The 24,837-nt window shown below is 57.8% G+C and carries 21 protein-coding genes; 18 read left to right on the top strand and 3 right to left on the bottom strand.

Annotated elements, in window-relative coordinates; all coding sequences use genetic code 11:
* Position 1: 1 nt before the first annotated feature.
* The 3 genes from LBR61_12170 to LBR61_12160 form a co-directional block, all read right to left on the bottom strand.
* Positions 2-940, bottom strand: a complete 939-nt coding sequence (locus tag LBR61_12170; protein MDR1732838.1) for a hydroxymethylglutaryl-CoA lyase — start codon at positions 938-940, stop codon at positions 2-4.
* Position 941: 1 nt separating this feature from the next.
* Positions 942-2,141, bottom strand: coding sequence for a CoA transferase (locus LBR61_12165; protein MDR1732837.1), 1,200 nt, complete (start codon positions 2,139-2,141; stop codon positions 942-944).
* Positions 2,142-2,225: 84 nt separating this feature from the next.
* Entirely contained in the window at positions 2,226-2,894 is a 669-nt protein-coding gene (locus tag LBR61_12160) for a GntR family transcriptional regulator (GenBank protein MDR1732836.1), read from the bottom strand.
* A 577-nt stretch (positions 2,895-3,471) separates the two neighbouring features.
* Between LBR61_12160 and LBR61_12155 the strand changes: the two genes are divergently transcribed.
* From LBR61_12155 to LBR61_12070, 18 genes are all read left to right on the top strand, one after another.
* Positions 3,472-4,611, top strand: coding sequence for an acyl-CoA dehydrogenase (locus tag LBR61_12155; GenBank protein ID MDR1732835.1), 1,140 nt, complete (start codon positions 3,472-3,474; stop codon positions 4,609-4,611).
* Between the two features lie 34 nt (positions 4,612-4,645).
* The gene (locus LBR61_12150) at positions 4,646-5,434 is read left to right on the top strand and encodes an electron transfer flavoprotein subunit beta/FixA family protein (protein ID MDR1732834.1); all 789 of its coding nucleotides are present in this window, start codon (positions 4,646-4,648) and stop codon (positions 5,432-5,434) included.
* A 41-nt stretch (positions 5,435-5,475) separates the two neighbouring features.
* Positions 5,476-6,486, top strand: a complete 1,011-nt coding sequence (locus LBR61_12145) for an electron transfer flavoprotein subunit alpha/FixB family protein (protein ID MDR1732833.1) — start codon at positions 5,476-5,478, stop codon at positions 6,484-6,486.
* The gene (locus tag LBR61_12140) at positions 6,483-6,923 is read left to right on the top strand and encodes a MaoC family dehydratase (protein MDR1732832.1); all 441 of its coding nucleotides are present in this window, start codon (positions 6,483-6,485) and stop codon (positions 6,921-6,923) included. The genes LBR61_12145 and LBR61_12140 overlap by 4 nt, the downstream gene beginning before the upstream one ends.
* A gap of 93 nt (positions 6,924-7,016) precedes the next feature.
* The gene (locus tag LBR61_12135) at positions 7,017-9,491 is read left to right on the top strand and encodes a diguanylate cyclase (GenBank protein MDR1732831.1); all 2,475 of its coding nucleotides are present in this window, start codon (positions 7,017-7,019) and stop codon (positions 9,489-9,491) included.
* A complete protein-coding gene (locus LBR61_12130) occupies positions 9,488-9,889 on the top strand; it encodes a hypothetical protein (protein MDR1732830.1) in 402 nt (133 codons plus the stop codon). The genes LBR61_12135 and LBR61_12130 overlap by 4 nt, the downstream gene beginning before the upstream one ends.
* A gap of 87 nt (positions 9,890-9,976) precedes the next feature.
* Entirely contained in the window at positions 9,977-11,179 is a 1,203-nt protein-coding gene (locus LBR61_12125) for an FIST C-terminal domain-containing protein (GenBank protein ID MDR1732829.1), read from the top strand.
* A 42-nt stretch (positions 11,180-11,221) separates the two neighbouring features.
* Positions 11,222-13,324, top strand: coding sequence for a response regulator (locus LBR61_12120; GenBank protein ID MDR1732828.1), 2,103 nt, complete (start codon positions 11,222-11,224; stop codon positions 13,322-13,324).
* A gap of 120 nt (positions 13,325-13,444) precedes the next feature.
* A complete protein-coding gene (locus LBR61_12115) occupies positions 13,445-14,950 on the top strand; it encodes a hypothetical protein (protein MDR1732827.1) in 1,506 nt (501 codons plus the stop codon).
* Between the two features lie 3 nt (positions 14,951-14,953).
* Positions 14,954-15,886 (top strand): ABC transporter permease, encoded by a 933-nt coding sequence (locus LBR61_12110; GenBank protein ID MDR1732826.1) that lies wholly within the window; start codon positions 14,954-14,956, stop codon positions 15,884-15,886.
* 38 nt (positions 15,887-15,924) lie between these two features.
* Entirely contained in the window at positions 15,925-16,821 is an 897-nt protein-coding gene (locus LBR61_12105; GenBank protein MDR1732825.1) for an ABC transporter permease, read from the top strand.
* Between the two features lie 9 nt (positions 16,822-16,830).
* On the top strand, positions 16,831-17,847 hold the full coding sequence (locus LBR61_12100) for an ABC transporter ATP-binding protein (protein ID MDR1732824.1): 1,017 nt from the start codon (positions 16,831-16,833) through the stop codon (positions 17,845-17,847).
* Positions 17,844-18,800, top strand: coding sequence for an ATP-binding cassette domain-containing protein (locus LBR61_12095; protein ID MDR1732823.1), 957 nt, complete (start codon positions 17,844-17,846; stop codon positions 18,798-18,800). Before LBR61_12100 ends, LBR61_12095 begins: the two co-directional genes overlap by 4 nt.
* Before the next feature lie 77 nt (positions 18,801-18,877).
* On the top strand, positions 18,878-20,422 hold the full coding sequence (locus LBR61_12090) for an ABC transporter substrate-binding protein (protein ID MDR1732822.1): 1,545 nt from the start codon (positions 18,878-18,880) through the stop codon (positions 20,420-20,422).
* Between the two features lie 199 nt (positions 20,423-20,621).
* Complete coding sequence (locus tag LBR61_12085) at positions 20,622-21,446, top strand: ABC transporter permease (protein MDR1732821.1); 825 nt, start codon at positions 20,622-20,624, stop codon at positions 21,444-21,446.
* Positions 21,447-21,455: 9 nt separating this feature from the next.
* Positions 21,456-22,760 (top strand): ABC transporter ATP-binding protein, encoded by a 1,305-nt coding sequence (locus LBR61_12080; protein MDR1732820.1) that lies wholly within the window; start codon positions 21,456-21,458, stop codon positions 22,758-22,760.
* Entirely contained in the window at positions 22,757-23,701 is a 945-nt protein-coding gene (locus LBR61_12075; protein MDR1732819.1) for an NAD-dependent epimerase/dehydratase family protein, read from the top strand. Before LBR61_12080 ends, LBR61_12075 begins: the two co-directional genes overlap by 4 nt.
* Positions 23,698-24,837 (top strand): glycosyltransferase family 4 protein (locus LBR61_12070; protein MDR1732818.1); only part of this gene is annotated, 1,140 nt, incomplete at its 3' end. The genes LBR61_12075 and LBR61_12070, both read left to right, overlap by 4 nt.

Here is a 24,837-nt window from a genome sequence, read left to right as displayed (position 1 = left end):
TTCATGCCTGTTTGCAAATGGTGGCAACCGCCAGATGGCTGCAGAGGGGCGCGCCCGTCCGTTCGGGGATGGTTTTGGCCACCGCAAGGACTTTATCCAGATCGATTCCCGTTTCGATGCCGAGGTTCTCCAAAAAGTTCACCAGGTCTTCGGTGGCCACGTTGCCCGCCGCTCCCGGCGCGAAGGGACAGCCGCCAAGCCCGCCCGTCGCCGAGTCGAAGGCGTTGAAACCCAGACGCAGCGCGGTCAGGGCGTTGACCATGGCCATGCCCCAGGTGTCGTGGAGATGCAGAATGATTCGCCGGTCTCCGCAGAGTTTGCGCACCGCGCTCAGAGTGTCCTGCAACTTCCGGGGGTGCGCCGTTCCCAGCGTGTCCGCCACGGAAAGCCCGTCGGCCCCCAGAGAGATGGCCCGTTCAAGGATTTTCAGCACCGCTTCTTTGGGAACATCGCCTTCAAAGGGGCAGAAGAAGCCCGTGGCCACGCTCACGTGAACCTTTGGGCGCCCGTCCTTCCGCAGTGCGAAAATGGGAGGAAGCTCCGCCAGAGACTCCGCCACCGTCCGACGGGTGTTTTCGTGGTTGTGGGATTCGCTGGCGGACAGCACGAAATTCAGGGTGTCCGCCCCGGCGGCCACGGCCCGTTCCGCGCCCTTCGCGTTGAGAATCAGGGCCACGGCGTCGATGTTTTTGTGCTTCCGTTTGAAGTCCGTCAGAATCTCCGCCGAGTCCGCCATCTGCGGGACGGCTTTCGGGCTGACGAAGGAGGTCACCTCCATGGATTTGAATCCCGCCTCGGCCAGTTCGTCCAGCATGGCGATTTTTGTGGTCGTGGGAATGAAGGTATGCACGTTCTGAAACCCGTCCCTGGGGCACACCTCGATCACTTCCGCCTGACGGGGCAGAGAGGAAAAGTCGAAAAGATCCTGCGAAACGCTCATGTCAGATCGCTCCTTCCTGCTTCAGAGCCGCGACTTCGTCCGCAGAGAGCCCCAGGAACGAACCGTAGATTTCCTCGTTGTGCTGGCCCAGGGCCGGAGAGGGTGTGCGCAGAGACGTGGGAGTGCCGGACAGCTTGAGGTGGCTTCCGGTGAGCTTCGTTTTGCCGGCCACGGGATGCTCGATCTCCACGAACATCTGACGGGCCCCAGCGATGTGCGGGTCCTCCACCACCTGCCGGATGTCGTAGATGGGAGCGCAGGGGATTCCCGCGTCGTCCAGCGTCTTCACGATGTCCGCCACCTTTTGCGAAGAAACCCATTTCTCCACGATTTCCCGAAGCTCCGCGTGGTTCGCCACCCGATCCCGAAGTTTGGCGTAACGGGTTTCCGCCTTCAGGTCGGGGCGTTTCATGACGTCGCAGAGGGACTGCCACAGCTTGTCGTTGCCGGCTCCGATGACCAACTCTCCGTCCGACGCCTTGAAGGAGTCGTAGGGGTACGCCGATTCGTAGCGATTGCCGATCCGGCCCGGCAGACGCCCTTCCACGGTGTAGATCATGTTGATGATTTCGAGGCTGGCCACGGTGGAGTCCACCAGAGAAATGTCCACCTTCTGCCCCACTCCCGTCCTGCGCTGGGAGTAGACGGCGGACAGGATGCCCACGGCCAGAGAAAGCCCTCCCAGCACGTCGCCGATGGCCGTTCCCGTCCTGGTCGGTGAGCCGCCGGGCCAGCCGGTGGTGCTCATCAGACCGCTCATGGCCTGCGCGATAATGTCGTAGCCTGGCTTCTGGGTATAAGGTCCCGTGTGGCCGAAGCCGGAGATCGCCCCGTAAATGATGCGGGGGTTGACCTCCTTCAGCGAGTCGTAACCCAGCCCCAGCTTCTCCATAACCCCGGGCCGATAGTTTTCCAGCACCACGTCCGCCTTTTTGACGAGGTCCAGAAAGACCTGTTTGCCCTTCGGGTTCTTCAGGTTCATCGTGACGCCCTTCTTGTTGCGGTTGAGGTTCATGTAATACGCGCTTTCTCCGTTTTTGAACGGCCCCATGTTCCGCGTGTCGTCGCCCTTCGTCGGCTCCTCGATCTTGATGATGGTGGCCCCCATGTCCGCGAACATCATAGAACAGAACGGCCCCGCCAGCACCCGCGTCAGGTCCAGAACGACGAGGCCATCGAGAGCCCCTCCCTTTTCAGCCATTTTACCGGCCTCCTTTGAAATTATTATTTATTTTCTTTGTTGTGCTTTGCCTGCAAATTATACAAAAATATCTGTAAATTGTTTTTACTCTGGTCGTGAGCGGCGGATGAAGTAGCTGTAGAAACGGTTTTCCTTCAGGTCCTTCAGATTGCCCGCCTTCAGCATGTCCAGTATTTTCTGGTGCTGATCCACCAGGTAGACGAGGTTTTTCTTGGAGTCGGCCCAGTCCCTCAGAATGGCGTGCTGGAGCTGGGCGTAAACGCTTCGGAGGATCTGGAAGATGACCTTTCGCCGGGCCTGCTGCACGAAGTAGAGATGAAAATCCAGGTCAAGGTTGCTGAAGCTCCAGAACACCTCTTTGCGGGTGACTCCGCTTTGGGCGAGTTTCAAAATGCTCTTCAGGACGTTTTCCAGATATCCGTAGTCCACGGGGTCGCCCTCCCCCCGAAGCAGGGCGTCGAACACGATGTTTTCCAGCGCGAACCGCACGTCGTAAAGCTCTTCGATTTCCTGGGGCGTAAAGCGGACCACGAAAGCCCCCCGTCGCGGAATGAGGCGCACAACACCCAGACCGGCCAGGACTTTTATCGCCTCCCGCACCGGCGCGCGGCTCACCTTCAGAGTTTCCGCCACATCTTCCTCCCGAAGAAACGACCCCTGCTTCCACCGGTCGCTCAGGAGAAACTCCCGCCGCATGTACTCGGAGACCTCTTCCGTCAGGGTTCTGCGGTTCAGTGCCTGTTCCGCGGCCACGGCCATGCCCTCTCCTGTTTTCAAAAAAATTTGTTTTGTTTTTATTTTTTACTGTAATAAACGCCATTTGTGAACGCAAAATTGTCGTTTGTCGACAATATTGAATCGCAGAGTAAACTATAATGCCAACCCCCTGAACATGTCAATATTTACAAAAAACACAAATTTACAGAAAAACTTGAGAAGGATTATAAAAGTGCGAAATATAAAGAAAGCCCCCGGACGGGGACTATTTTTTATGAGACTTTCCAAAACCTTGAGAAAACACCGGCCGACTGCTATTTCGGTTTAGTTCATATGTTTTCGGATGTTTCTCCGTATTGCCGACAAGCCCGCACGCGGAGCTTTTTTCGCTTTTTTGACGTCAGGATCACCCCTGGGGCGGAGAGACGCCCTGCCGGACGCGTCGCAACAAAAGCTCCGTCAAAATATCTCCTTACATAAAAACTTCCAGAGCAAAATTTAATGAAAATTGTTACAATACATGGGCAAGGGACAAATGTATTTTAATTAAGAGTTTTTTCGCGGAGCTGCGCCGGGGGAAGCGGACCGGACAGACCGCCGGGAGGGACGAAAAGTGGATTTCGCGCTGACGAAAGAGCAGGAAATGGTGCGCACGGTGATGCGCAAATTCGCGCTGGCGGAGGTTCAGCCGCTGGCGGCGGAAATTGACGAACAGGAGCGTTTCCCGCGGGAGACCATCGAAAAGATGGCCCGATGCGGTATGTTGGGACTGCCCTATCCCAAAGAGTGGGGCGGAGCCGGAGGGGATTTCCTTTCCTACACCATCGCCGTGGAGGAAATTTCCCGGGTCTGCGCGGCCACGGGGGACATCTATTCCGGACACACCAGCCTTTGCGCCGGCCCCATCTATACCTTCGGCTCCGAAGAACAGAAAAAACGCTATCTGCCGGCCCTGCTGAAGGGAGAAAAACTGGGGGCCTTCTGCCTGACGGAACCCAACGCGGGGACGGACGCCGCGGGACAGCAGACCCACGCGGAGCTTCACGGGGACCACTGGATCATCAACGGCAGCAAACGCTTCATCACAAGCGCCGGAGAAACCGACGTCCACATCGTCATGGCCATGACGGATCCCTCCAAAAAAACCCGTGGAATCAGCGCCTTCATCGTGGACAGAGATTCGCCGGGCTTCGTGGTGGGCAAAAAGGAACACAAAATGGGAATCCGCGGCTCCACCACGGGAGAACTCATCTTCGAAAACTGCCGTGTGCCGAAGGAGAACATTCTGGGAGAACCGGGACATGGTTTCAAAATCGCCATGCAGACCCTGGACGGGGGAAGAATCGGAATTGCGGCTCAGGCTCTGGGCCTCGCTCAGGGCGCGCTGGACGAGTCGGTGAAGTACTCGAAGGAGCGTAAACAGTTCGGCAAAACCATCTCAGAGTTTCAGGGGCTTCAGTGGATTCTGGCCGACATGGCGACGCGGATTGAAGCGGCGCGGCATCTCGTCTACAACGCGGCGTGGCGTAAGGAGAAAGGCCTGAAAGTAACGCGGGAAGCCGCCATGGCCAAGTACTTCGCCTCCGAAACGGCCATGGAGGTCGCCACGAAGGCCGTGCAGATCCACGGAGGCTACGGCTACACCCGGGAATATCCCGTCGAACGCATGATGCGCGACGCAAAGATCACCGAGATCTACGAGGGAACCTCTCAGGTCATGCAGATGGTCATCGCCTCGAACCTGCTGGCCTGAAGCCCCGTATGCTCAGAAGCCGAAGGAGAAAATCATGAGAATCATCGTTTGTATAAAACAGGTTCCGGACACGAACGAGGTGCGGATGGACCCGAAAACGGGCACTCTGATTCGGGAGGGCGTCCCCTCCATCATCAACCCCGACGACCGGCACGCGCTGGAAGAAGCCCTGAGGATAAAGGATCGTCAGGAGGCCGAGGTCATCGTTCTGACCATGGGGCCGCTTCAGGCCGACGTCGCTCTGCGGGAGGCCCTCGCCATGGGGGCGGATCGGGCGATTCTGCTCACCGACAGGAAGTTTGCGGGCTCCGACACCTGGGCGACGGCACACGCTCTGGCCTGCGCCATTGGAAAAATCGGCGCTTTCGACCTCATCCTGTGCGGGCGGCAGGCCATCGACGGCGACACGGCGCAGGTGGGGCCGCAGGTGGCGGAATATCTGAACGTGCCGCAGGTCACTTACGTCCAATCCATGAAGCTGGAAGGAGAAAAAGTCGTCGTGGAGCGCGCTCTTGAGGAGGGCTGCGAAATCGTTGAAACGAGTCTTCCCTGCCTACTGACGGCGGTTCGGGAGCTGAACACCCCGCGCTGGCCCTTCATGGCGGGCATCTTCGACGCCTGGAGAGAAGACCGGGTGGAGGTCTGGTCGGCGGATGACATCGGGGCCGATGCCTCCATTGTGGGGCTGAAAGCCTCTCCCACCGCGGTCCGCCGCGCGTTCACCCCGGAACCGAAAGCCCGGGGGACGATGCTTGAGGGCTCGGGAAGAGAAACGGTTCGGGACCTGATCTCGCGCCTGAGAGAAAAACACGTCATAAGCTGACCGGAACCGGTAAACAGAAAAGATAAGGGAGCGTGTCCGTTGTGGAAAAAATAAATCCTGCCGAATACCGGGGCGTCTGGGTCTTTGCCGAACAGCGCGCCGGAAAACTGCAAAACGTGGTTTTTGAGCTTCTGGGAGAGGGGCGTCGTCTGGCGGACGAACTGAAAACCGATTTGTCGGCCGTTCTCCTGGGAGACGGCGTCGGGGGGCTCTGTCAGTCCCTCATCGAAAGCGGGGCCGACCGCGTCTTCTGCGCCGACAGCTCCACCCTGAGCGACTACACGACCGAGGCCTATACCGCGGTCATCGCCGATCTGGTTCGGGAGAAAAAACCGGAGATATTTCTTCTGGGCGCGACTCACATCGGACGGGACCTGGGTCCGCGCCTTTCCGCCCGCCTGGGTTCGGGGCTGACGGCGGACTGCACGGGACTGGCCATCGACCCCGAGCAGAAACTTCTGCTCCAGACGCGCCCCGCCTTTGGAGGCAACCTCATGGCCGTCATCGTCACAGCCGACCATCGTCCTCAAATGTCCACGGTGCGGCCCGGCGTGATGAAAAAACTGACGCCCGATCCCAAACGCGCCGGAACCGTCGAGCCGGTCAAAGTCGATGTGGACCCCCTGAAGCTCCGAACCCGGGTTCGGGAGTTCGTGCGTACGGTTCAAAAAACCGTCGACCTGACGGAGGCGGAGGTCATCGTCGCGGGAGGACGAGGCCTTGGCGGCGCGGAGGGTTTCAGGCTGGTGGAGGAACTGGCGGAGACGCTGGGCGGCGTTGTGGGGGCCAGCCGCGCTGCGGTGGATTCGGGGTGGATCACGCCGGATCATCAGGTGGGCCAAACGGGAAAAACCGTGCGTCCACTTCTTTACGTGGCCTGCGGCATCTCAGGCGCGATTCAGCATCTGGCGGGAATGCAAAACTCGAAGTGCATCGTCGCCATCAACAAAACGTCTACGGCGCCCATTTTCGAGGTGGCCGACTACGGAATCGTCGGGGACGTCCGCCAGGTTCTCCCCCTGATGATCGAAGAGCTGAGACAGCCCCGATGAGCCGGATCCTCTACACCTTCGACGAGCTCTCTCCCGGAATGACGGCCTCGCTCTCCCACACCGTCACCCAGGAGGACGTGGATCGCTTCGCCGACGTGACGGGGGACCACAACCCCATTCACGCGGAGGGCGATTTTGCCCGGGCGTCCCGGTTCGGGCGTCCCATTGCCCACGGGATGCTGGGCGGGGGGCTCATTTCCGCCGTGATGGGAACGAAGCTTCCCGGCCCCGGAAACATGTACATGGAGCAGACTCTCCGCTTCAGAAAGCCCGTTTTCATCGGGGATACCATCACAGCCACAGTGGAAATTACGGATCTTATCCCCGAAAAATACCGTCTGCGCCTTTCGACGATCTGCACCAACCAGGACGGCGATCGTGTCATTGAGGGCGAAGCTCTGTTATATTTCAGGATTTTGAATAAAGAGATTTCATAAGACCGTCGTAATATCGCAGAAATCAGGCAAAAATTACGTTCATTAGCTGTTATAATAATTCCCATACTTTAGAGGAGCGGAGTTAACTGAAATATGGGAAATGATACGGAGCCTAAAAAATTTCCAGACCTTCAGAGAATCCTGCTGCAGGCACCGTCGCCCTGTATTGTGGGTGGTGTCTTTTTATGTTTTACGATACCGGCTCTGTTTCTGCTGCGGGCCGTTTACCTCTTTCCTTCGGGGCTTCTTCCGGCCTTCGCCCTGGTGGCGGGGATATGTTCCGTTTTGACCGCGCTGCTGACCGGGAAACAGGAAAAAAAACCCGCTCAGGTTCGCGACGCTCTTTCTCTGGTGATGGACGTCACGGGGGGCTGTTACTGGGAATGGTGGCCGGAGTCCGGGCGGATGAAGTTCACCCCGGGCGGTCTGTCGGTTTTCGGAAAGGACATCGTTTCTCTGGATGGTTTTGTGTCCCTGATACACCCCGACGACGTCGAGATGTTTCGAAAGGCCGCCGAAAATTCTCTTTTGCCCGACGAAAACCTGGCCAGCGACCTGCGGATGCAGAGCGCCCAGGGGGAGTGGCGCTGGTTTATGGTGCGCAGCGCCTCCATACAGAAACGGCCCGACGGAACCCCCGTCCTCGTCAGAGGGGCCATGGTGGACATCGACGACTACCGGCGGGCGGTGGAAGCCATGGAGGGCAGCGAAAAGCGTCTGGCGGCGATTTTTAAAAGCGCCCCGGGCAGCATCGTGGTCACGGACGACGAGGGACGGGTGCTGGACGCCAATCAGGCCTTCTACGACATGCTGGGCTACAGCGCGGGGGAGCTTCGGGGGATTCCCATCATGTCCCTGCTGGAGGTCCCCCGGAAGGACGACCCCAAAGTCCTCATGTCGAAACTCCTTCAAGAGTGCGAAAGTTACGAAGATTCCCGTTTCCACATGGAGGAACGGTTCGTCCGTCGGGACGGCCGGATCAGCGTCATCGACTTCGGGCTGTCCGTGCTGGTGGACTATGACGGCAACATCCAGAATTACATTTTCTCGGGCATTGACATCACTCAGCAGATAAAGCGCGCGGAAGAGCTGAAACTCCTGACGGAAAACCAGAGATGGCTCTTCGATTTTCTGCGTCAGTTCAACGAGTTTCACGGCGTTCCCCAGCTTTTCGAGGCGTTGCGCGCCAACCTGCCGCAGGTGGTGTCCTTTTCCTCTCTGCGCCTCGTGGTCCCCTCGTTCATGGGGCGGGCCTGGGTGCTGGACGACCGGACGGACTTCACAAAAGAGGCCACCACCGCCGCTGTTGAGGCCTTCCTCTCCGGAAAAACGCCTCTGGGCGAGTGTTACGTGGAGCGTTCCCCTCTGGCCTGGGGGGCTCTGCCCCGCACCATGTCGGGGCTGGACGCCGATCCCCGATCCGTCATGGCCATTCCCCTGATTTATCGGGAACACGTCTGGGGCGTTCTGGGACTGGAAAACTCCAGCCTTGACGCCTTCACGGAACAGGATCTCACCATGATAAGCATCGTGGGGGGCAACATTGGACTGTACTTCGAAGAGCAGTCCCAGAGGATGGAGCTGGATCGATACACGGACAGCCTGCAGCGTCTGCACTCCCTGATCCATACTCTGCTGAAGAGCCGAAACCGCGACCATCTTCTGGAGGGGATGCTGGAGTACCTCAAAAACGCTCTCTCCGACTTCGCCTGCGCGATCTACCTCTTCACCGGCCCCAAAGAGGACAGGGGCTCCAGCCTGGAGCTTCTGGCCTGGCATAACGCCGAAAACATCGCCCTTCCCGACACGGCTCCGATTCTGAACGCCGCGGCCCGGGGAATTCCGGTGGTGGAATACTCGGACAGCGGACAGGAGACCCGTTGGATTGTCCCAATTGTTTTTCAAAAGCAGAGCGTGGGCGTGATCGATCTTTTCAAGCCCTCGGGACTTCTTCCCGCGGAGGTGAAGATTTATCAGCTCCTCACCGACTACGTGGCGGGATTCTGGATGCTGTACAACATCATGGCGCTGCGGGAGGAGGAGGCCTCCGTGGACCCCCTCACCGGCATATGGAACCGGCGTTACATGATTCGCCGCCTGCAGGAAGAAAGCGACCGCATCGGCCGCTACGGCGGAAACGCCTGTCTTGTCATCGGCGACATGGGCAATTTCAAGCAGATCAACGACACCTACGGGCACACCCGAGGCGACGAGGTTCTCATCCAGGTCGCCCGGACCATCAAAAAAACCCTTCGGCTCAGCGACAGCGTGGGGCGCTACGGAGGAGACGAGTTCATCCTCCTGCTGCCAAACGTGTCGAAGCAGGACGCGGAGGTTATCGTTGAGCGCATCCGGCAGGGCTTCGCTCAACTGAAGATTCCCAGCGACGACTCCGACCCCGACAGCCCTCTGATCCACGTGGTCATGGACTTCGGGCTGGCGCTTTATCCCGGCGGCGCGACATCCCTTCTGGACACGATCAATCTCGCGGACGAGGCGATGTACGCCAACAAAATCGCCAGAAAGGAACGACTCTCCAAAACCGAAAAGAACGAGGTGGAAAGATGATGAAAATAAGAATGATGAAAACAGGATTAAAATTAGGATTAAAAACAATTTGCGGCGGAGTCGTTCTGCTGACGGCGCTTTTTTTCCTGACGGGATTTTCGGAGGCGGCCAGCAGGTCGAAAGTGCGTTACTACAACAAAAACGCTCTTCCCTACGGATGGCAGTACGAGGCGGGTTACACCCTCTGGCGGACGGAAAAGGGGCTGGCGGTCAATCCCAACACCTATAAAAAGTACCGGAACGACAAAGCCTGGCGTCGAAACCTCTACAAGGGCGGCATTCGTCCCGACGCGATCATTCTGGACGGACTGGACTGGACCGCGGAGGAAATCGCCAAATTCTGGAACCAGTACAACGAATATTTCAAATTCCATCCGGCAGGGGTCGATTACGAATAACTTTGACTTTGACACTATAAGAAGTGTAGATTTGTATTTTAATTTTAATTTTAGTTTAAGTTTGAACTGACGGGGAGGTTGTGTGCAGTGCGTTCAATCGTTGCCGTAACCAATGAAATGGACGACGCCCAGGAGGCGGTTCGGGAGTTGATGGCCCAGCTTGAGGAAAAGGGGCCTTTGGGTAAAAACAGCTGCGGACTTGTGTTTTGCGACGTGGAAATGTCTCAGGGAGAGTTTATCACGGCCCTGAAGGAAGCTCTGCCCTTCGAAATCGTGGGGAACACCACCATCGCCACCTTCGACACTCAAAACGGCGCGCAGATTCTTTCCGCCGTCCTCGTGGTTCTCACGGGGGACGACGTGCAGTTCGGGGTCGCATGCACGGAGTCCCTCACTCTGGAAAACCTGCGAAGCGAACTGGAGAAGGCCTGGAGTAAAGCGAAGACCGCCGCGGGAGAGGGCAAACTGCTCTTCCTGCTTCCGCCCTTCACCGACCTCGTTCCGGCGGACGAATACGTTTCCATCCTGAGCGGGCTGTCAGGGGACATTCCCATAATCGGCGGGGTTCCCTCCGCAAATATAGCGGACGGCGACATTCTGACCTACGCCGGCGGACAGGTCTTTTCGGACCGGGCGGCTATTGTTCTCGTGGGAGGGAATATCCAGCCCGTTTTTTCCGTTCAGAACGTCCTGAGCCCCCTGTCCGAGCAGAAAAATACCGTCACGAACGCGGAGGGCAACATCATCCGCACCGTGGGGGATATGACCTTCGTGGAGTACCTGCGCCACATCGGGCTGCCCGTGGACGACCTCATCGCCCAGGGCGACCTGGCCGTTTACGTTTCGACGCCCCTGAAGGTTTACATGGGCATACACGACACCCGGGACAAAATTCCCGTGGCCCGCACCATCGTCCGGCTGAATCCGGAGGACGGCTCCGGCGTCCTGTTCGGCGCGATTTCCGAAAATTCCGCCGTGTCCATCGTCACCATGAAGCGGCAGGACATTCAGGACTCCTGCCGGATGGCGGTGCAGGACATTCAGGAGAAAATCAGGGCAAAGGGCGAAGGCTACACTTACAGCACGCTTTTTTGCGTTTCCTGCGGGGGGCGCTACATGGTCATGGGAGACGACAAGGAAATCGAGGGCAACATTCTGGTGGAAAATCTGCCCGCCGGGCTGACGCTCTCCGGTTTTTACGCCTACGGGGAAATCTGTCCCACGATTTTCGAAAACGGCAGAGGGCTCAACCGGCTCCACAACGAATCCATCGTCATGTGCGCGTTTTGAAAGAAATAAAAGAAACAGCCAAAGAACAAAGGAGCCGAGGTTTTGGAAGATAAAGCCCAGATTCCCGGCACGGGCGAAAAAATCGAAGAACAATATGCCCGACTGCAAAAAGACTATAAAAAACTGGAACGCCAGTACCACCGTTTGGAGAGCGACTACAAACGCATCGGGATCATGTACAAAAGCGCCGAGCGTTTGCGGGATTTCAACGAAGCGGAGAAGGATCTTCAATATCTCTACAATCGTCTTCTGCTGCAAACCTGCGCCGACCTGATTTTTGTGCTGGACGTGGAGATGCGGGTGGTGCTCGCCACGGACACTCTGGCGAAATTTCTGGACCTTTCCGACGTGGGGGAAATTGTCGGCCATCCTGTGAAAAACGCTTTCGTGCGCCGATTTTCCCCCGAACAGACGATGGAAATTCTGGAAAAATGTCACGTGGCCTGCGCAAACGGCCAGCCCGTGAACTACACCTGGAGGGGCTCTCTTTCCAACGGAGAGGAGTTCATCGCGGACTGCACGCTTTCTCCGGCCATAGACAAAAACGGCGTTTTTCACGGCGTCGTCGTCCTTATGCACAACATCACCGAGCTGGACAAGGCCCGAAAGAAGGCGGAAGACGCCTCCCAGGCAAAGGGCATCTTCCTGGCGAACATGAGCCACGAAATCCGCACTCCCATGAACGCCATCAAGGGAATGGGAGATCTTTTGATGCGCACGCCCCTGAACGACGTGCAGCACACCTACGTCCAAAATCTTCTCAGGGCTTCCAACTCCCTTCTGATTATTATCAACGACATTCTGGACTTCTCGAAAATCGACGCCAACAGGATGGAGATCACGCCTGTGCCCTACGATACGGCCTCCATGATCGGGGACGTGGCGGGAATGATTCAACTGCGGGCCTTCCAGAAGGGCCTTCTGTTCCTCATCGACATCGATCCCCTCATTCCCCGGCGGCTGGTGGGAGACGACGTGCGCATCCGGCAGATTCTCATCAACCTGCTGGGCAACGCCGTGAAGTACACCACGGAGGGATACGTCAGGCTCACGGTTGCTCTGAAGTCCCGCGCCCCTGAAAAGAAGGCGGTTCTTTCCTTCTCCGTGGAGGACTCGGGCTCGGGCATTCGGGAAGAGGACATCCCCCACCTGTTCGAGGTGTTTTCCCAGATGGACCTGCGCAAACACCGGGGAATCCAGGGGACGGGGCTGGGACTGGTCATCAGCCGCAAACTGTCCGAGCTCATGGAGGGCTCCATCGAACTTCAGAGCGTTTACGGCAAAGGATCAATTTTCACCTGCACCCTCCCCCAGGAGGTGGAGACGGACGAGCCTCTGGCCGCGGTCGACGAACCTCAGAAAAAAAACGTGGTGCTTCTGACGACGGACGACCTGCGGGGGGACACCCTTCAAAAAATACTGGAGCGCCTGTCCATCCCCCTCCACCGCTGTCGAACCGTGGCCGAAGCGCTGAAGGCGACGACCTCCGGGGACGACTGCTGTCTGATTTACCTGCATGAATTTTCCGACGAACTCAAACTCCATCTCGACGAGATCAAAGCGATACACAAAATTTCCGTCAAGGGGCTGCAATACTCCGAGCAGGGCGAAATCGCGCCGGACGTGGAGGTGGTTACCGAACCCGTGATGATCAACGCCTTCAGCCTTCTGCTGAACAGAGTGGGCGGCGTCAAAGACTCCGGCGAGGCGGAAGACACGGATTTCGGAGATTTCAGCGCTCCGGAGGCGTCCGTTCTGGTGGTGGACGACAACGAGATCAACCTGTTGGTGGCCAGCGAGCTGCTGAAACAGTACGGCATCGAGGCGGACACGGCCGAAAGCGGCGAGAAGGCGCTGCGAATGATCTCCGAAAAGCAGTACGACCTCATTTTTATGGACCACATGATGCCCGAAATGGACGGCATAGAGGTCACCAACCGCATTCGCGCCTGCAGCGACTGGAGGGCGCGGGTTCCCATCATCGCGCTGACGGCCAACGCGATCTCCGGCATGATGGAGATTTTCCTGAAAAACGGGATGAACGACTTCATCAGCAAGCCCATCGAGCTGGACAAACTCCACAGCATTCTCCTGACCTGGCTTCCCCAGCAAAAAATCGTCAAAACTCCGGGGGCCCTTCCTTAACCGGCACTCCGCCATCCGGGAAAATGCGGCGCGAAAGGCACTCTTCGAATTTGATATGATATACCGTATTGTGGTTCACCGTTTGGTTATCGTCGAATTGGAAGGAGTAAAGTGCACATTATGGAGGACAGAACTGATGTACAGGCAAGCGCCGCTGTAAAGGAGAGAGACGGTCAGGGAGGAAATCCGGCGCCGGAAACCCGCAGGGTTCAATGCTCTGTCCGAATCAACGGCGATGTTTTGCGCTGCGACGTGGAAGCGGGATTTCTGCCGATCTTCGCGAAAACCGGAGAGAAGACCGGCGAAATGTTTTACGTCGCTTACCGGAAACCGCAAACCAATCCTCCGGAACCGCGCCCCGTGTCGTTTATTTTCAACGGAGGCCCCGGCAGCGCCGCTCTCATGCTTCACATGGACTGTTTCGGCCCCTGGATCGTCGACCTGGGAAACGGCATCGACATCGCACAGGTTCCCTTTCGTCTGATGGACAACCCCGACACGCCGTTCTCCGACTCAGATCTGGTCTTTATCGACCCCATCGGCACAGGCTACAGCAGGGCCGTCCCCTCTCTGGACGAGGCGAAAACGTTCTGGGGGGCGGATGTGGACGCGCAGTCCGTCTGCCAGTTCATTCGGGTTTACCTCACGAAGAACAGGGCCTTCGGAAGCCCCTTTTACGTCATCGGCGAGAGCTACGGCGGGTTCCGCTGCGGGGCCATGGCCGCCCATCTTCAGGACATGGGGCTCCAGCCGGCGGGCCTGGTGCTGATCTCCCCCGCTCTGAACTATCAGGACCTGGTGACGCTGGCAGGAAACGACCGCCCCTACATCCACACCCTGCCCACTATGGCCAATGCCGCCTGGTATCACAAAAAACTGCCCCAGAGGCTTTTGTCCATGGACCAGGAGTCCGTGTATCAGGAGGCCCGGGCCTGGGCCCACAGCCGGTACCTCGCCGCCCTGTGGAAGGGCAACACCCTGGGCCCCGAAGAAAAACGCGTTCTGGCCGAAGAATTCGCCTCCTACACGGGTCTCGCCCCGGAGGAAGTTCTTCAGCTCAACCTGAGAGTCCCCATCGAGTATTTCGCGGGGAACCTGCTTCGGGAGGACCGCCTCTTTCTGGGAGTCTACGACGCCCGCTGCACCTCCGCCGGCAAGGGACACAGCTACGAGGAGGACCCCTCCACCTTCAGAGCCCAGCTGCCCGCTCTGCCGGCCCTGATGTGCCTGCTGACGGAGGAGATCGGCCTTGTCCTGGACGAAGAATACCGGTTCAACAACAAAGAGCTTTATCCCGCCTGGGACTTTTTCGCGGGCGTGCCCAACCCCGCGAAGCGCGGGGGCGGCTTCACCGGCTCCATCGACGCGCTCTCCAAAAGTCTGCGCCGCAACGAGACCGTGAAGCTCTTCCTCGCCTCCGGAAACTACGACCTGAGGTGCAACCGGGGGGCCTCGGAATTCGCCATGAATCAGCTGGACGTCCCCGACTCCGTCAGAGAAGGGATCGTCATAAAGGCCTACGAAGGAGGCCACATGTTTTACACGAACCCCGACGCCCGGGCGAAGTTCTGCCGCGACCTCAAGGCGTTTTACGCCGCGGAGCCCCGGAAAAAGGGAGGCCGGTGATCTATGGCGCGATACGTCGTCAAACGCGTTCTCATGCTGATCCCCATGCTTCTGATCATCATTTTTATCGTGTCGTTCATCATGAGCCTGACCCCCAGCGACCCCGGCACGCTGATCCTCGGAGAACGGGCCACGAAGGAGGCCATCCATCAGCTGAACGAAGAACTCGGCTACAACGACCCGTTCCTGATCCGGTACGCCCGATACGTTTTCAGCGCCGTTCACGGGGACCTGGGGAAATCCTGGAAAAGCGGCGCTCCCGTCATTCAGGAGATCGTCCGCCGTTTTCCGGCGACCTTCACGCTGGCGGTGGGAGCCATCTTCATCGGGCTGACCATCGGAATGACCCTGGGCATCCTGTCCGCGGTTAAACAATACAGCGCCCTTGACGTGGCGGGAACCGCCTTTTCCATGACTCTCGCCTCGTTTCCGGGCTTCTGGATCGGCATGATGCTGATCATCCTGTTCGCCCTGAAGCTGGGCTGGCTGCCGTCCTTCGGGGTGGGCAGCCTGAAGCACTACATTCTGCCCTGGTTCACCACCTCCTGTTCCTTCGGGGCCTCCATGCTGAGAATGACCCGCACCTCCATGCTGGAGTCCATTCGCATGGATTACATACGAACCGCTCGGGCAAAGGGACAGACGGAGAAGCTGGTGATCCTCCGTCACGCCCTCCGCAACGCGCTTCTGCCCGTGGTCACGATTCTGGGGATGAGCTTCGGCGGGCTTCTGGGGGGAACCGTCACCATCGAAACGGTGTTTTCCATTCCGGGGGTGGGCTCTTTGATCATCGAGGCGATTCGCATGAAGGACATTCCGGTGGTGGTGGGAGCCACGGTCACTCTGGCCACCTGTTTCACGCTTCTCATGCTGCTGGTGGACATTCTGTACGCCTTCATCGACCCGCGAATCAAGGCGCGGTATCTCAAATACTGATGAGCGCCGAAAAATCTCTGGAAGGAGGCGTCCATCGGATGGCGAAAGTGACGCTCTCAGACGTAGATCTGAGGAAAAAACTGAAGAAAAAAGGGCGCGGCAGGGAGATATGGCGTCGTTTCAAAAAAAATAAAACGGCCATGGCGGGGATGTTCATTTTCATCCTGATCGTGCTGGTGATGCTCTGCGCGGACCTGATCGTCTCCTACAACGTGGCCGTCACGCAGAAAATCTCCAATCGATTCATCCCGCCGGGAAGCCCCGGGCATATTTTCGGAACGGACAACTTTGGACGGGACATCATGGCCCGCATCGTGCACGGCTCGCGCAATTCGCTGCTGGTGGGCATCGGAGCCGTCGCCATCGGAATCATGCTGGGGGGACTTCTGGGCTCGGTGGCCGGCTTTTACGGCGGCGGCATCGACTCCTTCATCGTCCGCACCACGGACACGATCATGTGCATTCCCCTCATGCTCCTCGTGCTGTCCATCGTGGCCGCGCTGGGGGCCAGTCTGGTCAACGTCCTGATCGCCATGATGATCGCCAACGTGCCCCACTACATCCGAATCGTTCGGGCCGCGGTGCTTTCCGTGGTGGGACAGGACTACATCGAGGCGGCCAGAGCCTGCGGAACCCCCAGCTTCTGGATCATTCTGAAGCACGTCCTCCCCAACGCCATCGGCCCGATCATCGTTCAGGCCACCATGGCGGTGGGCACCATGATCATCCACGCCGCGGGCATCAGCTTCCTCGGCATGGGCATCCAGCCCCCCACGCCCGAATGGGGCGCGATGCTCAACGAAGCGAAAAACTACATGGTCGACTACCCCTACACCGTTATCTTTCCGGGGCTGTCCATCGGCCTGACGGCGCTTTCGCTCAATCTCATGGGGGACGGCCTGCGGGACGCGCTGGACCCCAAATTGAAGGACTGACGGCTGACCATGAGTGACATAAGTGATATGAAAAAAAACGCCGGCGGAGACATACCCGTTCTGGAAGTTCGAAATCTCAGGACGATTTACCGCACGGACGACGGCATCGTCCATGCCGTGAACGACATCGGCTTTTCCATCGCCCCCGGGGAGACCATGGGGCTCGTCGGGGAAACGGGAGCCGGAAAGACCACCACGGCTTATTCCATCATGCGCCTCCTGCCCGAGCGCACGGGCCGCGTTCTGAGCGGAGAGATCCTGTACCGGGGCGAGGACCTGCTGAAAAAAACCGAGGACGAAATGCGCATGATCCGCGGCACCTGCGTTTCCATGATTTTTCAGGACCCCATGACGGCCCTGAATCCCGTTTTGACCGTTGGAGACCAGATTCTGGAGTCGCTGGAAATCCACAACGTCACAAACCGATCCCGAGAGGAGTTGGAAGCCCGAGTGGACGAGCTCATGACCCTCGTGGGCATTTCTCCGATCCGGAAGATCGAGTATCCGCACCAGTTTTCCGGCGGGATGAAGCAGCGCATCGTCATCGCCATCGCGCTGGCCTGCGAGCCGCTGCTCCTCATCGCGGACGAGCCCACAACGGCGCTGGACGTGACCATTCAGGCCCAGGTTCTGGTTTTGATGGACGAGCTCAAGGAGCGTCTCGGCGCGTCCATGATCATGATCAGTCACGATCTCGGCGTGGTGGCCAAGACCTGCGACAGCGTCGCCATCATGTACGCCGGGGAAATTGTGGAGTACGGCGCGGCGAAGGACATTTTCGAGGGAAACCTGCACCATCCCTACACTCTGGGGCTGTTCAAAGCCATCCCCAAACTCGGCGAGGACACGGAACGTCTGCAGCCCATCAACGGCCTGATGCCGGACCCCAGCGCCCTGCCGACGGGCTGTAAATTCCATCCCCGCTGCCCCGACTGCATGGACGAATGCCGGGAGGGCGCCCCCTGGCTGTACGAAGAGGACGGACACAGGATCCTCTGCAACCTTTTGAAGAAAGGAAGAGAATGACTGTGGCCATCCTTCAAGCCGTTGACCTGAAAAAATACTTCAGGGTCGGAAAAAACAAACTGCTGCACGCCGTGGACGGAGTCAGTCTCGACATCGCCGCCGGCGGCACCCTGGGGGTGGTGGGAGAGTCCGGCTGCGGCAAGTCCACGCTGGGCCGCCTTCTGATGGGGCTTCTGCCCGCCACGTCCGGACAGATTTTCTACGACGGAGTGGACCTTCTGCACTGCAGCAGGGCCGAACTGGCCGAGCGCCGCCGGAAAATGCAAATCATCTTTCAGGATCCCTACTCCAGTCTGGACCCCCGCATGTCCGTTTTCGAGCTGATCTCCGAGCCTCTGGTGATGAACAGGGCCTGCAAAAACCGGAAAGAACAGTTCCTGCGCGTCCTGGAGCTCATGGAGGTCGTGGGTCTGGCCGAACGCTTCATCAACTCATACCCTCACGAAATGGACGGAGGCCGCCGCCAGCGGATTGGAGTGGCCCGGGCTCTCGCTCTGAAACCCCAGTTCATCGTCTGCGACGAGCCGGTCTCCGCTCTGGACGTCTCTATTCAGGCGCAGATTCTCAACCTTCTGATGGACATGCAGGACGAAATGAACCTCACCTACATGTTCATCACCCACGATCTTTCCGTGGTCAAACACATCTCCGACGAAATCATGGTCATGTACCTGGGGCAGTGCGTGGAGAAGGCCCCGTCGAAGGAGCTGTTCCGGAACCCTCTCCACCCCTACACCCAGGCGCTTCTATCCGCCATCCCCCAGCCCGTTCTGGGCAAACTTCGGCGAGATACGCTGCTGCGGGGCGAGGTCTCGGACCCCATCGACCCCGAACCGGGCTGCCGCTTCGTCAAACGGTGCAACGCCGCGAAACCGGAATGCACCGGACGGGACATCGAACTTCGGGAGCGGGGCGCCGGTCACTTCGTGGCCTGTGTTCTGCACGGCAGTTAATGAGTGTTTCCTTATAAATCAATACAAATCATCAATACATCTCAATTAATACATATCATAAGGAGGAGAAAGTGAACATGAAAACGAAATATCGCGTGTATCCGATCATTGCACTGGTTGTCTGCTTTTTTGCCCTTGCCGGCGCGGGAAGAGCGCAGGCCGTGGATCACAACAGGGTCGTCAACTTCGCCTATCAGGCCATTACCGACTCTTTCGACCTGGCCAAAATCAACGGGGTCGCGGAGGCCATTTCCATGGCGCAGGTGTACGATACCCTGCTGCGCAAGGCTCAGGACGGCAAATTCCTGCCCAACCTGGCGGAAAGCTGGGAGATCACCCCGGACGGCATCGAGTACACGTTCCGCCTCCGGAAGGACGTGAAGTGGCAGGACGGCGTCGACTTCACGGCCGCCGACGTGGAGTTCACCTTTCAGCACCTCATCGAGGCTCCGGCCTACGTGTGGCTCTACAAAAACAACATCGACCGGATGGAGGTTCCGGATCCCCACACGTTCAAAGTTTTCCTGAAAAAGCCCAACGCCTTCTTCATCTCCGCTCTGGCGACGCCCTCCAACGCCCTGATCATGCCCAAACACGGATTTGAAAAGTACGGCAGCGACTACGGACTGTCGGTGGATAAGATCATCGGCACCGGAGCCTACGTCGTCACGGACTGGAAGCCCGACGTTTCCATCACCTACAAGGCCAAAGAAGACTACTTCAACGGCGCTCCCCAGATCAAAAACGCCGTGTTCCACCAGATCACCGACAGCAACGCGGCCATCGTCGCCATGCAGACCGGCGAAATGGACATCTATCTCGCCCCCGTCAGCGGCTCCGCCTACAAGACCCTCTCCGGCAAGTCCAACATCGTCCTGGGCGAATATATCACGGCGCGCAACGAGGCCATCTACATGTACTGCAAGGAGGGCATGTTCACGGACGTGAGGCTGCGGAAGGCCGTGGCCTACGCCATCGACAAGGAGGACGCCCTGACGGTGGGCATGGACGGTCTGGGGAAGATCATCCACTATCCCGGCGACATCGGCCCGGCCATGACGGCCAACCCGGACTTCACTCCGGAAACCACCTACACCCAGGACCTCGACAAAGCCAGAGCGCTGGTGGAGGAAGCGGGGTACGAAGGGGCTTCCGTCGTCGTCAAATCCTATAACACCGATCCTTACGCCGTTTTGGCCGTCTATCTCCAGGGCGTCCTGAACGAAATCGGGCTCAAGGCCACCGTGGAGCCCATGGAAAGAGCCACGTTCCTCGCTCAGCGCAACGCGGGTTCGGCCCTCATTTTCCCGCTGGGCTGGGTGGGCTCGGCCTACGACATGGACGAAATCCTGGGCGGCTGCCTGTACTCCGCCAATCAGGGCAACGGCGGCAACAACAGTTTCTACGCCGACCCCGAAATGGACAAACTCATCGAAGCGTCCCGCGCCACCGCGGACCCGGAGGCGCGCAGGGAAATCTACAAAAAGATCATCAACAAATTCATGGACGAGGTCCCTTTCGTTTCGCTCTTCGCCATGAAGGGCGCGGTTCCCCGCAACGCCGAGCTGACCACGGAGGACCCCAAAACGTACCGCCTGTTCGACTACACCTGGGTTAAATAGAATCGCGGTTCAAAAAATTATCAGTTTGTCATCTGGCGTCTGTCGATCAACCGGCCTTCGGAGAGCGGCTCTCCAGGGCCGGTTTTTTCGTAAATTGCGGACAAAAATGATACAATAGCGCCGATCTGCTGATGAGGAACGGCCCGCACAAATGAGGCGGAGCGCGTGGGAGATACCCGGAAAAGATGGGAAAGACAGGATGGAGAATTTCGATCTGATTATAGAGCCCAACCGCAGCACGGGGGCTTTTCTGAAGGAACTGATTCACTACAGGGAATTGTTTTACTTTCTGGCCTGGCGCGACATTCTGGTGCGTTACAAGCAGACGGTGATCGGAATCGCCTGGAGCGTCATTCGCCCGTTTCTGACGATGGTGGTGTTCAGCCTCGTGTTCGGGCGTCTGGCCAAGCTGCCCAGCGAGGGAGTTCCCTATCCGATTCTGGTTTTTTCGGCGATGCTGCCCTGGCAGTACTTCGCCAACGCCATGCAGGAGAGCTCCAACTCCCTGATCGTGGAGTCCCGCCTGATCAGCAAGGTGTACTTTCCGCGGCTGATCGTGCCCGCCAGCTCCGTCATCGTCAGCGCCGTGGATTTTCTGATCTCTCTGGCGCTGCTGGCTGTTTTGATGCTGTTTTACGGTTTCGCGCCGTCGCCCTTCATCGTCTTCATGCCGTTTTTCTTTCTTCTGGCGACCCTCGCGGCCCTGGGGACGGGGTTCTGGCTTTCGGCCCTGAACGTGAAATATCGGGATTTTCGCTATATTGTGCCCTTTTTGGTGCAGTTCGGCCTTTACGTGTCCCCTGTGGGATTTTCCAGCTCCGTGGTGCCGGATCGCTGGCGGCTTCTCTACAGCCTGAACCCCATGGCGGGGGTCATCGACGGGTTTCGCTGGTGCGTTCAGGGAACGGCGGAGTCCGTCTATCTTCCCGGTTTTGCGCTGTCCGTTCTGGTCTCCGTCGTCCTTTTCGGAAGCGGCGTTAAATTTTTCCGCCGCACCGAGCGATTTTTCGCGGATTACATTTAGGCGGACGCCATGCCGGACACCGTCATTCGAGTCGAAAACCTGGGCAAAAAATATCTGATCTCCCATCAGGCCCCCGCAAGGTATATCGCCCTGCGGGACGTTCTCGCGGACAGGGCAAAACGCCTGGGGCAGAGGCTCGTTCACCCCTTCGCGCCCCGAACCAGGGCGACGGAACTGGAGGAATTCTGGGCTCTGAAGGACGTTTCCTTCGAGGTGCAGGGAGGCGAACGGGTGGGGATCATCGGGCACAACGGCGCGGGAAAATCCACTCTTCTCAAAATTCTCTCCCGAATAACCGAACCGACCAGAGGGCGCGTTTCCCTGAAGGGAAGAATTTCCAGCCTTTTGGAGGTGGGCACGGGCTTTCACCCGGAGCTGACCGGGCGGGAAAATATTTTTCTGAACGGCGCGATCCTCGGCATGACCCGGGCCGAAATTCTGAAAAACTTCGACGCCATCGTGGATTTCGCCGGAGTGGAGCAGTTTCTGGACACGCCGGTCAAGCACTACTCCAGCGGGATGTACGTTCGTCTTGCCTTTGCGGTGGCGGCCCACCTGGACACCGAAATTCTCCTTGTGGACGAAGTTCTGGCCGTTGGAGACGCCGAGTTCCAGAAAAAATGCATGGGCAAAATGGACGAGATCAGCCATCAGGAGGGCCGCACGATCCTGTTCGTCAGCCACGATATGACCGCCGCCCAGCGCCTGTGCAACCGGCTCATCTGTCTGAACAGGGGAAGTCTCACCCTGAACACGACGGACGTAGCCGGGGGAGTGGAATATTATCTGAAGGGAAACGACGGTCAAAACTCCGGCGCCGAATGGACAAACCCCGGTCATTTGTATCCGGATCCCTGCTTTCAGCCTTTGAGATTTGGATTGTACGACGAGGCGGGAAAAGCCGTCACCGCCGCCATAGAGCGAAAAGACAAAATCACCGTGGAAATTGAAGGCATTGTCAAAACGACGGATTGGGGCCTGGGTGTGGGTTACGCCTTATACGCGGAAGATGGGACTCTGCTTTACTGGAGTTTTCAGACGGATCAGATGGCGAGCCCTCAGGAGCTTCCCCTTCTGGAAGGGCATGTGTGCATTCGAACGGAACTGCCGTCTCATCTTTTAAATCTGGGGGGCTACAAAGCGGAACTCGGCTCCTTTCTCCAATTTCGGAAATGGATAACTCAGCCTGGCGTCAATGCTCCAGGCGTTTCCTTCAAAGTCGGAGGCGTGACGCACTCCTCTCCCTACTGCGTCGCCGAAAGACCGGGCGTACTGGCTCTTAATATCCCCTGGTTCCTGAAAAGCCTGCCATGAAGCGCGTTGTTTTCGTCACGGGAGCCGGAGGTTTCATCGGGAGCAGCGCCGCGCGTCATTACGCCCTGACGGGGGACTGCGTCGTGGGCCTTGGACACCGGACCAATCCCTGTTTTGCGGAAGAACCTCCTTACCTGTTCGAGGAAACTTCGATCCATTTGGAGGTGTTGGAACACCTGGCGAAAAAACACGGCCTCCCCGCCGTTATCGTCCACTGCGCGGGAAGCTCTTCCGTCGCCTTTTCCATTGAGCGGCCCCGGGAGGACTTCAAAAAAAATGTAGATTCTCTTCTGGATGTTCTGGAGTTTTCCAGAAAACATGACTCTTCCATAAAAATAATCTATCTTTCCAGCGCCGCCGTTTACGGCACGGTCGAAAACAACATTCCCATAGAAGAAACGGCTCCGGTGCGGCCCATATCGCCTTATGGCCTGCATAAATGTCTGTCGGAAAGCCTGTGCGCTTTTCATGCCCGATACTGGCATATCCCTCTGGCGGTCGTACGCCTTTTTTCCGTCTATGGCAATGGGCTGCGAAAGCAGCTGCTGTGGGACGCCTGCAACAAACTCCGTCAGGGAAGATATTTTTTCGAGGGCACGGGGAAAGAAGAACGCGACTGGCTGCACATCTCCGACGTCGTCAAATTGCTGCGCATGGCCGAGTCCCACGCGACGGAGGACTGTCCTGTCGTCAACGGCGGCACAGGCGCGGGGCACTCCGTCGAAGACGTCCTGAAGCGTCTGGGAGAACTCTGGAATCCGGTCACCGCCCCCGTTTTTTCGGGAACGATCCGAAGGGGCGACCCTTTTTATCTGGTTCCGGACACAGCCCGGATAAAGGAATGGGGTTTTGCGCCGGAAATGTCTTTAACGGAAGGACTTCTTTCTTATTTGAACTGGTATAAATCAACTGAAGATACGCAAAACAGAGGCTCACAATGATCAGAGTGGCCTGGCGCCTCGAAAGATTCGCGTGGCTGGGTGGTCTGAACTACTTTCGAAACCTGATGAAGGCTTTGGCCATGTCGCCCGATTCCCGTATCGAACCCGTTCTGCTGGGAGAAAAGTCTCAGGAGGAATTTTCTTTTGAATTTATTCCTTACAGGCTTCCTCAAAAATTTTCATGGGGCTGGCTATACCGACACTTCAGCCATTTCGTCTCGAAAAGAGATTTTGCGCTGGAAAATCTGCTGAGGGAAAATCATGTGGATCTTCTGTCCCACTACGTTCCTTTGGGCTCCCGCTCCTCCGTTTCCTCTCTGTGCTGGATTCCGGATCTTCAGCATAAAAAAATGCCTGAGATGTTTTCCGCCAAAGAGCGATTTTTGCGGGACAGAAGTTTTCTCGACATGGCGCGCAACGCTCAGGGAGTCCTCTTCAGCAGTGAAAGCGCAAAAAAAGACTTTCAGCGCGCTTATCCCCGGGTGAATCCCAAAACCCGGGTGCTCCCCTTTGTCGCCTGGGTCTCGGAAATTCCGCCTGCAGAGGCCGCTCAAATTCTCGCGAAATATAATATCGACGAACCTTATTTTCACGTGCCCAATCAACTCTGGCGGCATAAAAATCATCAAGTGATCCTTGAGGCGCTGAAAATCGCGGGGAATCCCAAAGAAGCTCCTCTTGTGATCAGCACGGGAGACACCGGCGATTATCGTCACCTTCAATATTTCGAAGAACTGCGGTGTGAAGTGAACGACGCCGGACTGAAGGAAAGGTTTCGTTTCCTCGGACGTATTCCCCCGGACGACCTCATGGCCCTCATGAAATGCTCTCTGGCGCTCGTCAATCCATCTTATTTCGAGGGATGGAGCACCACGGTGGAAGAGGGGAAAAGCATGGGAAAAACGGTCATTCTTTCCGATATTCCGGTTCACAGGGAACAGGCGCCGGAAAGAGGCCGATTTTTCCGCCCGGACAGACCTGAGGAGCTGTACGAGGTATTGCGGGACGTCGCAGAGACCCACAACCCGGACAGGGAAAACAATGAATACGAAAAGGCGATGAAGCGCCTGCCGGAACGCATGAGGCAATACGCCGCCTCGTACGAAAACATCGTTCTGGACGTTTTGCAGGATGAG

The sequence above is a fragment of the Synergistaceae bacterium genome, assembly GCA_031272035.1.
GTDB lineage: Bacteria > Synergistota > Synergistia > Synergistales > Aminobacteriaceae > JAISSA01.
This window is presented reverse-complemented; position numbering and strand designations above follow the sequence as displayed.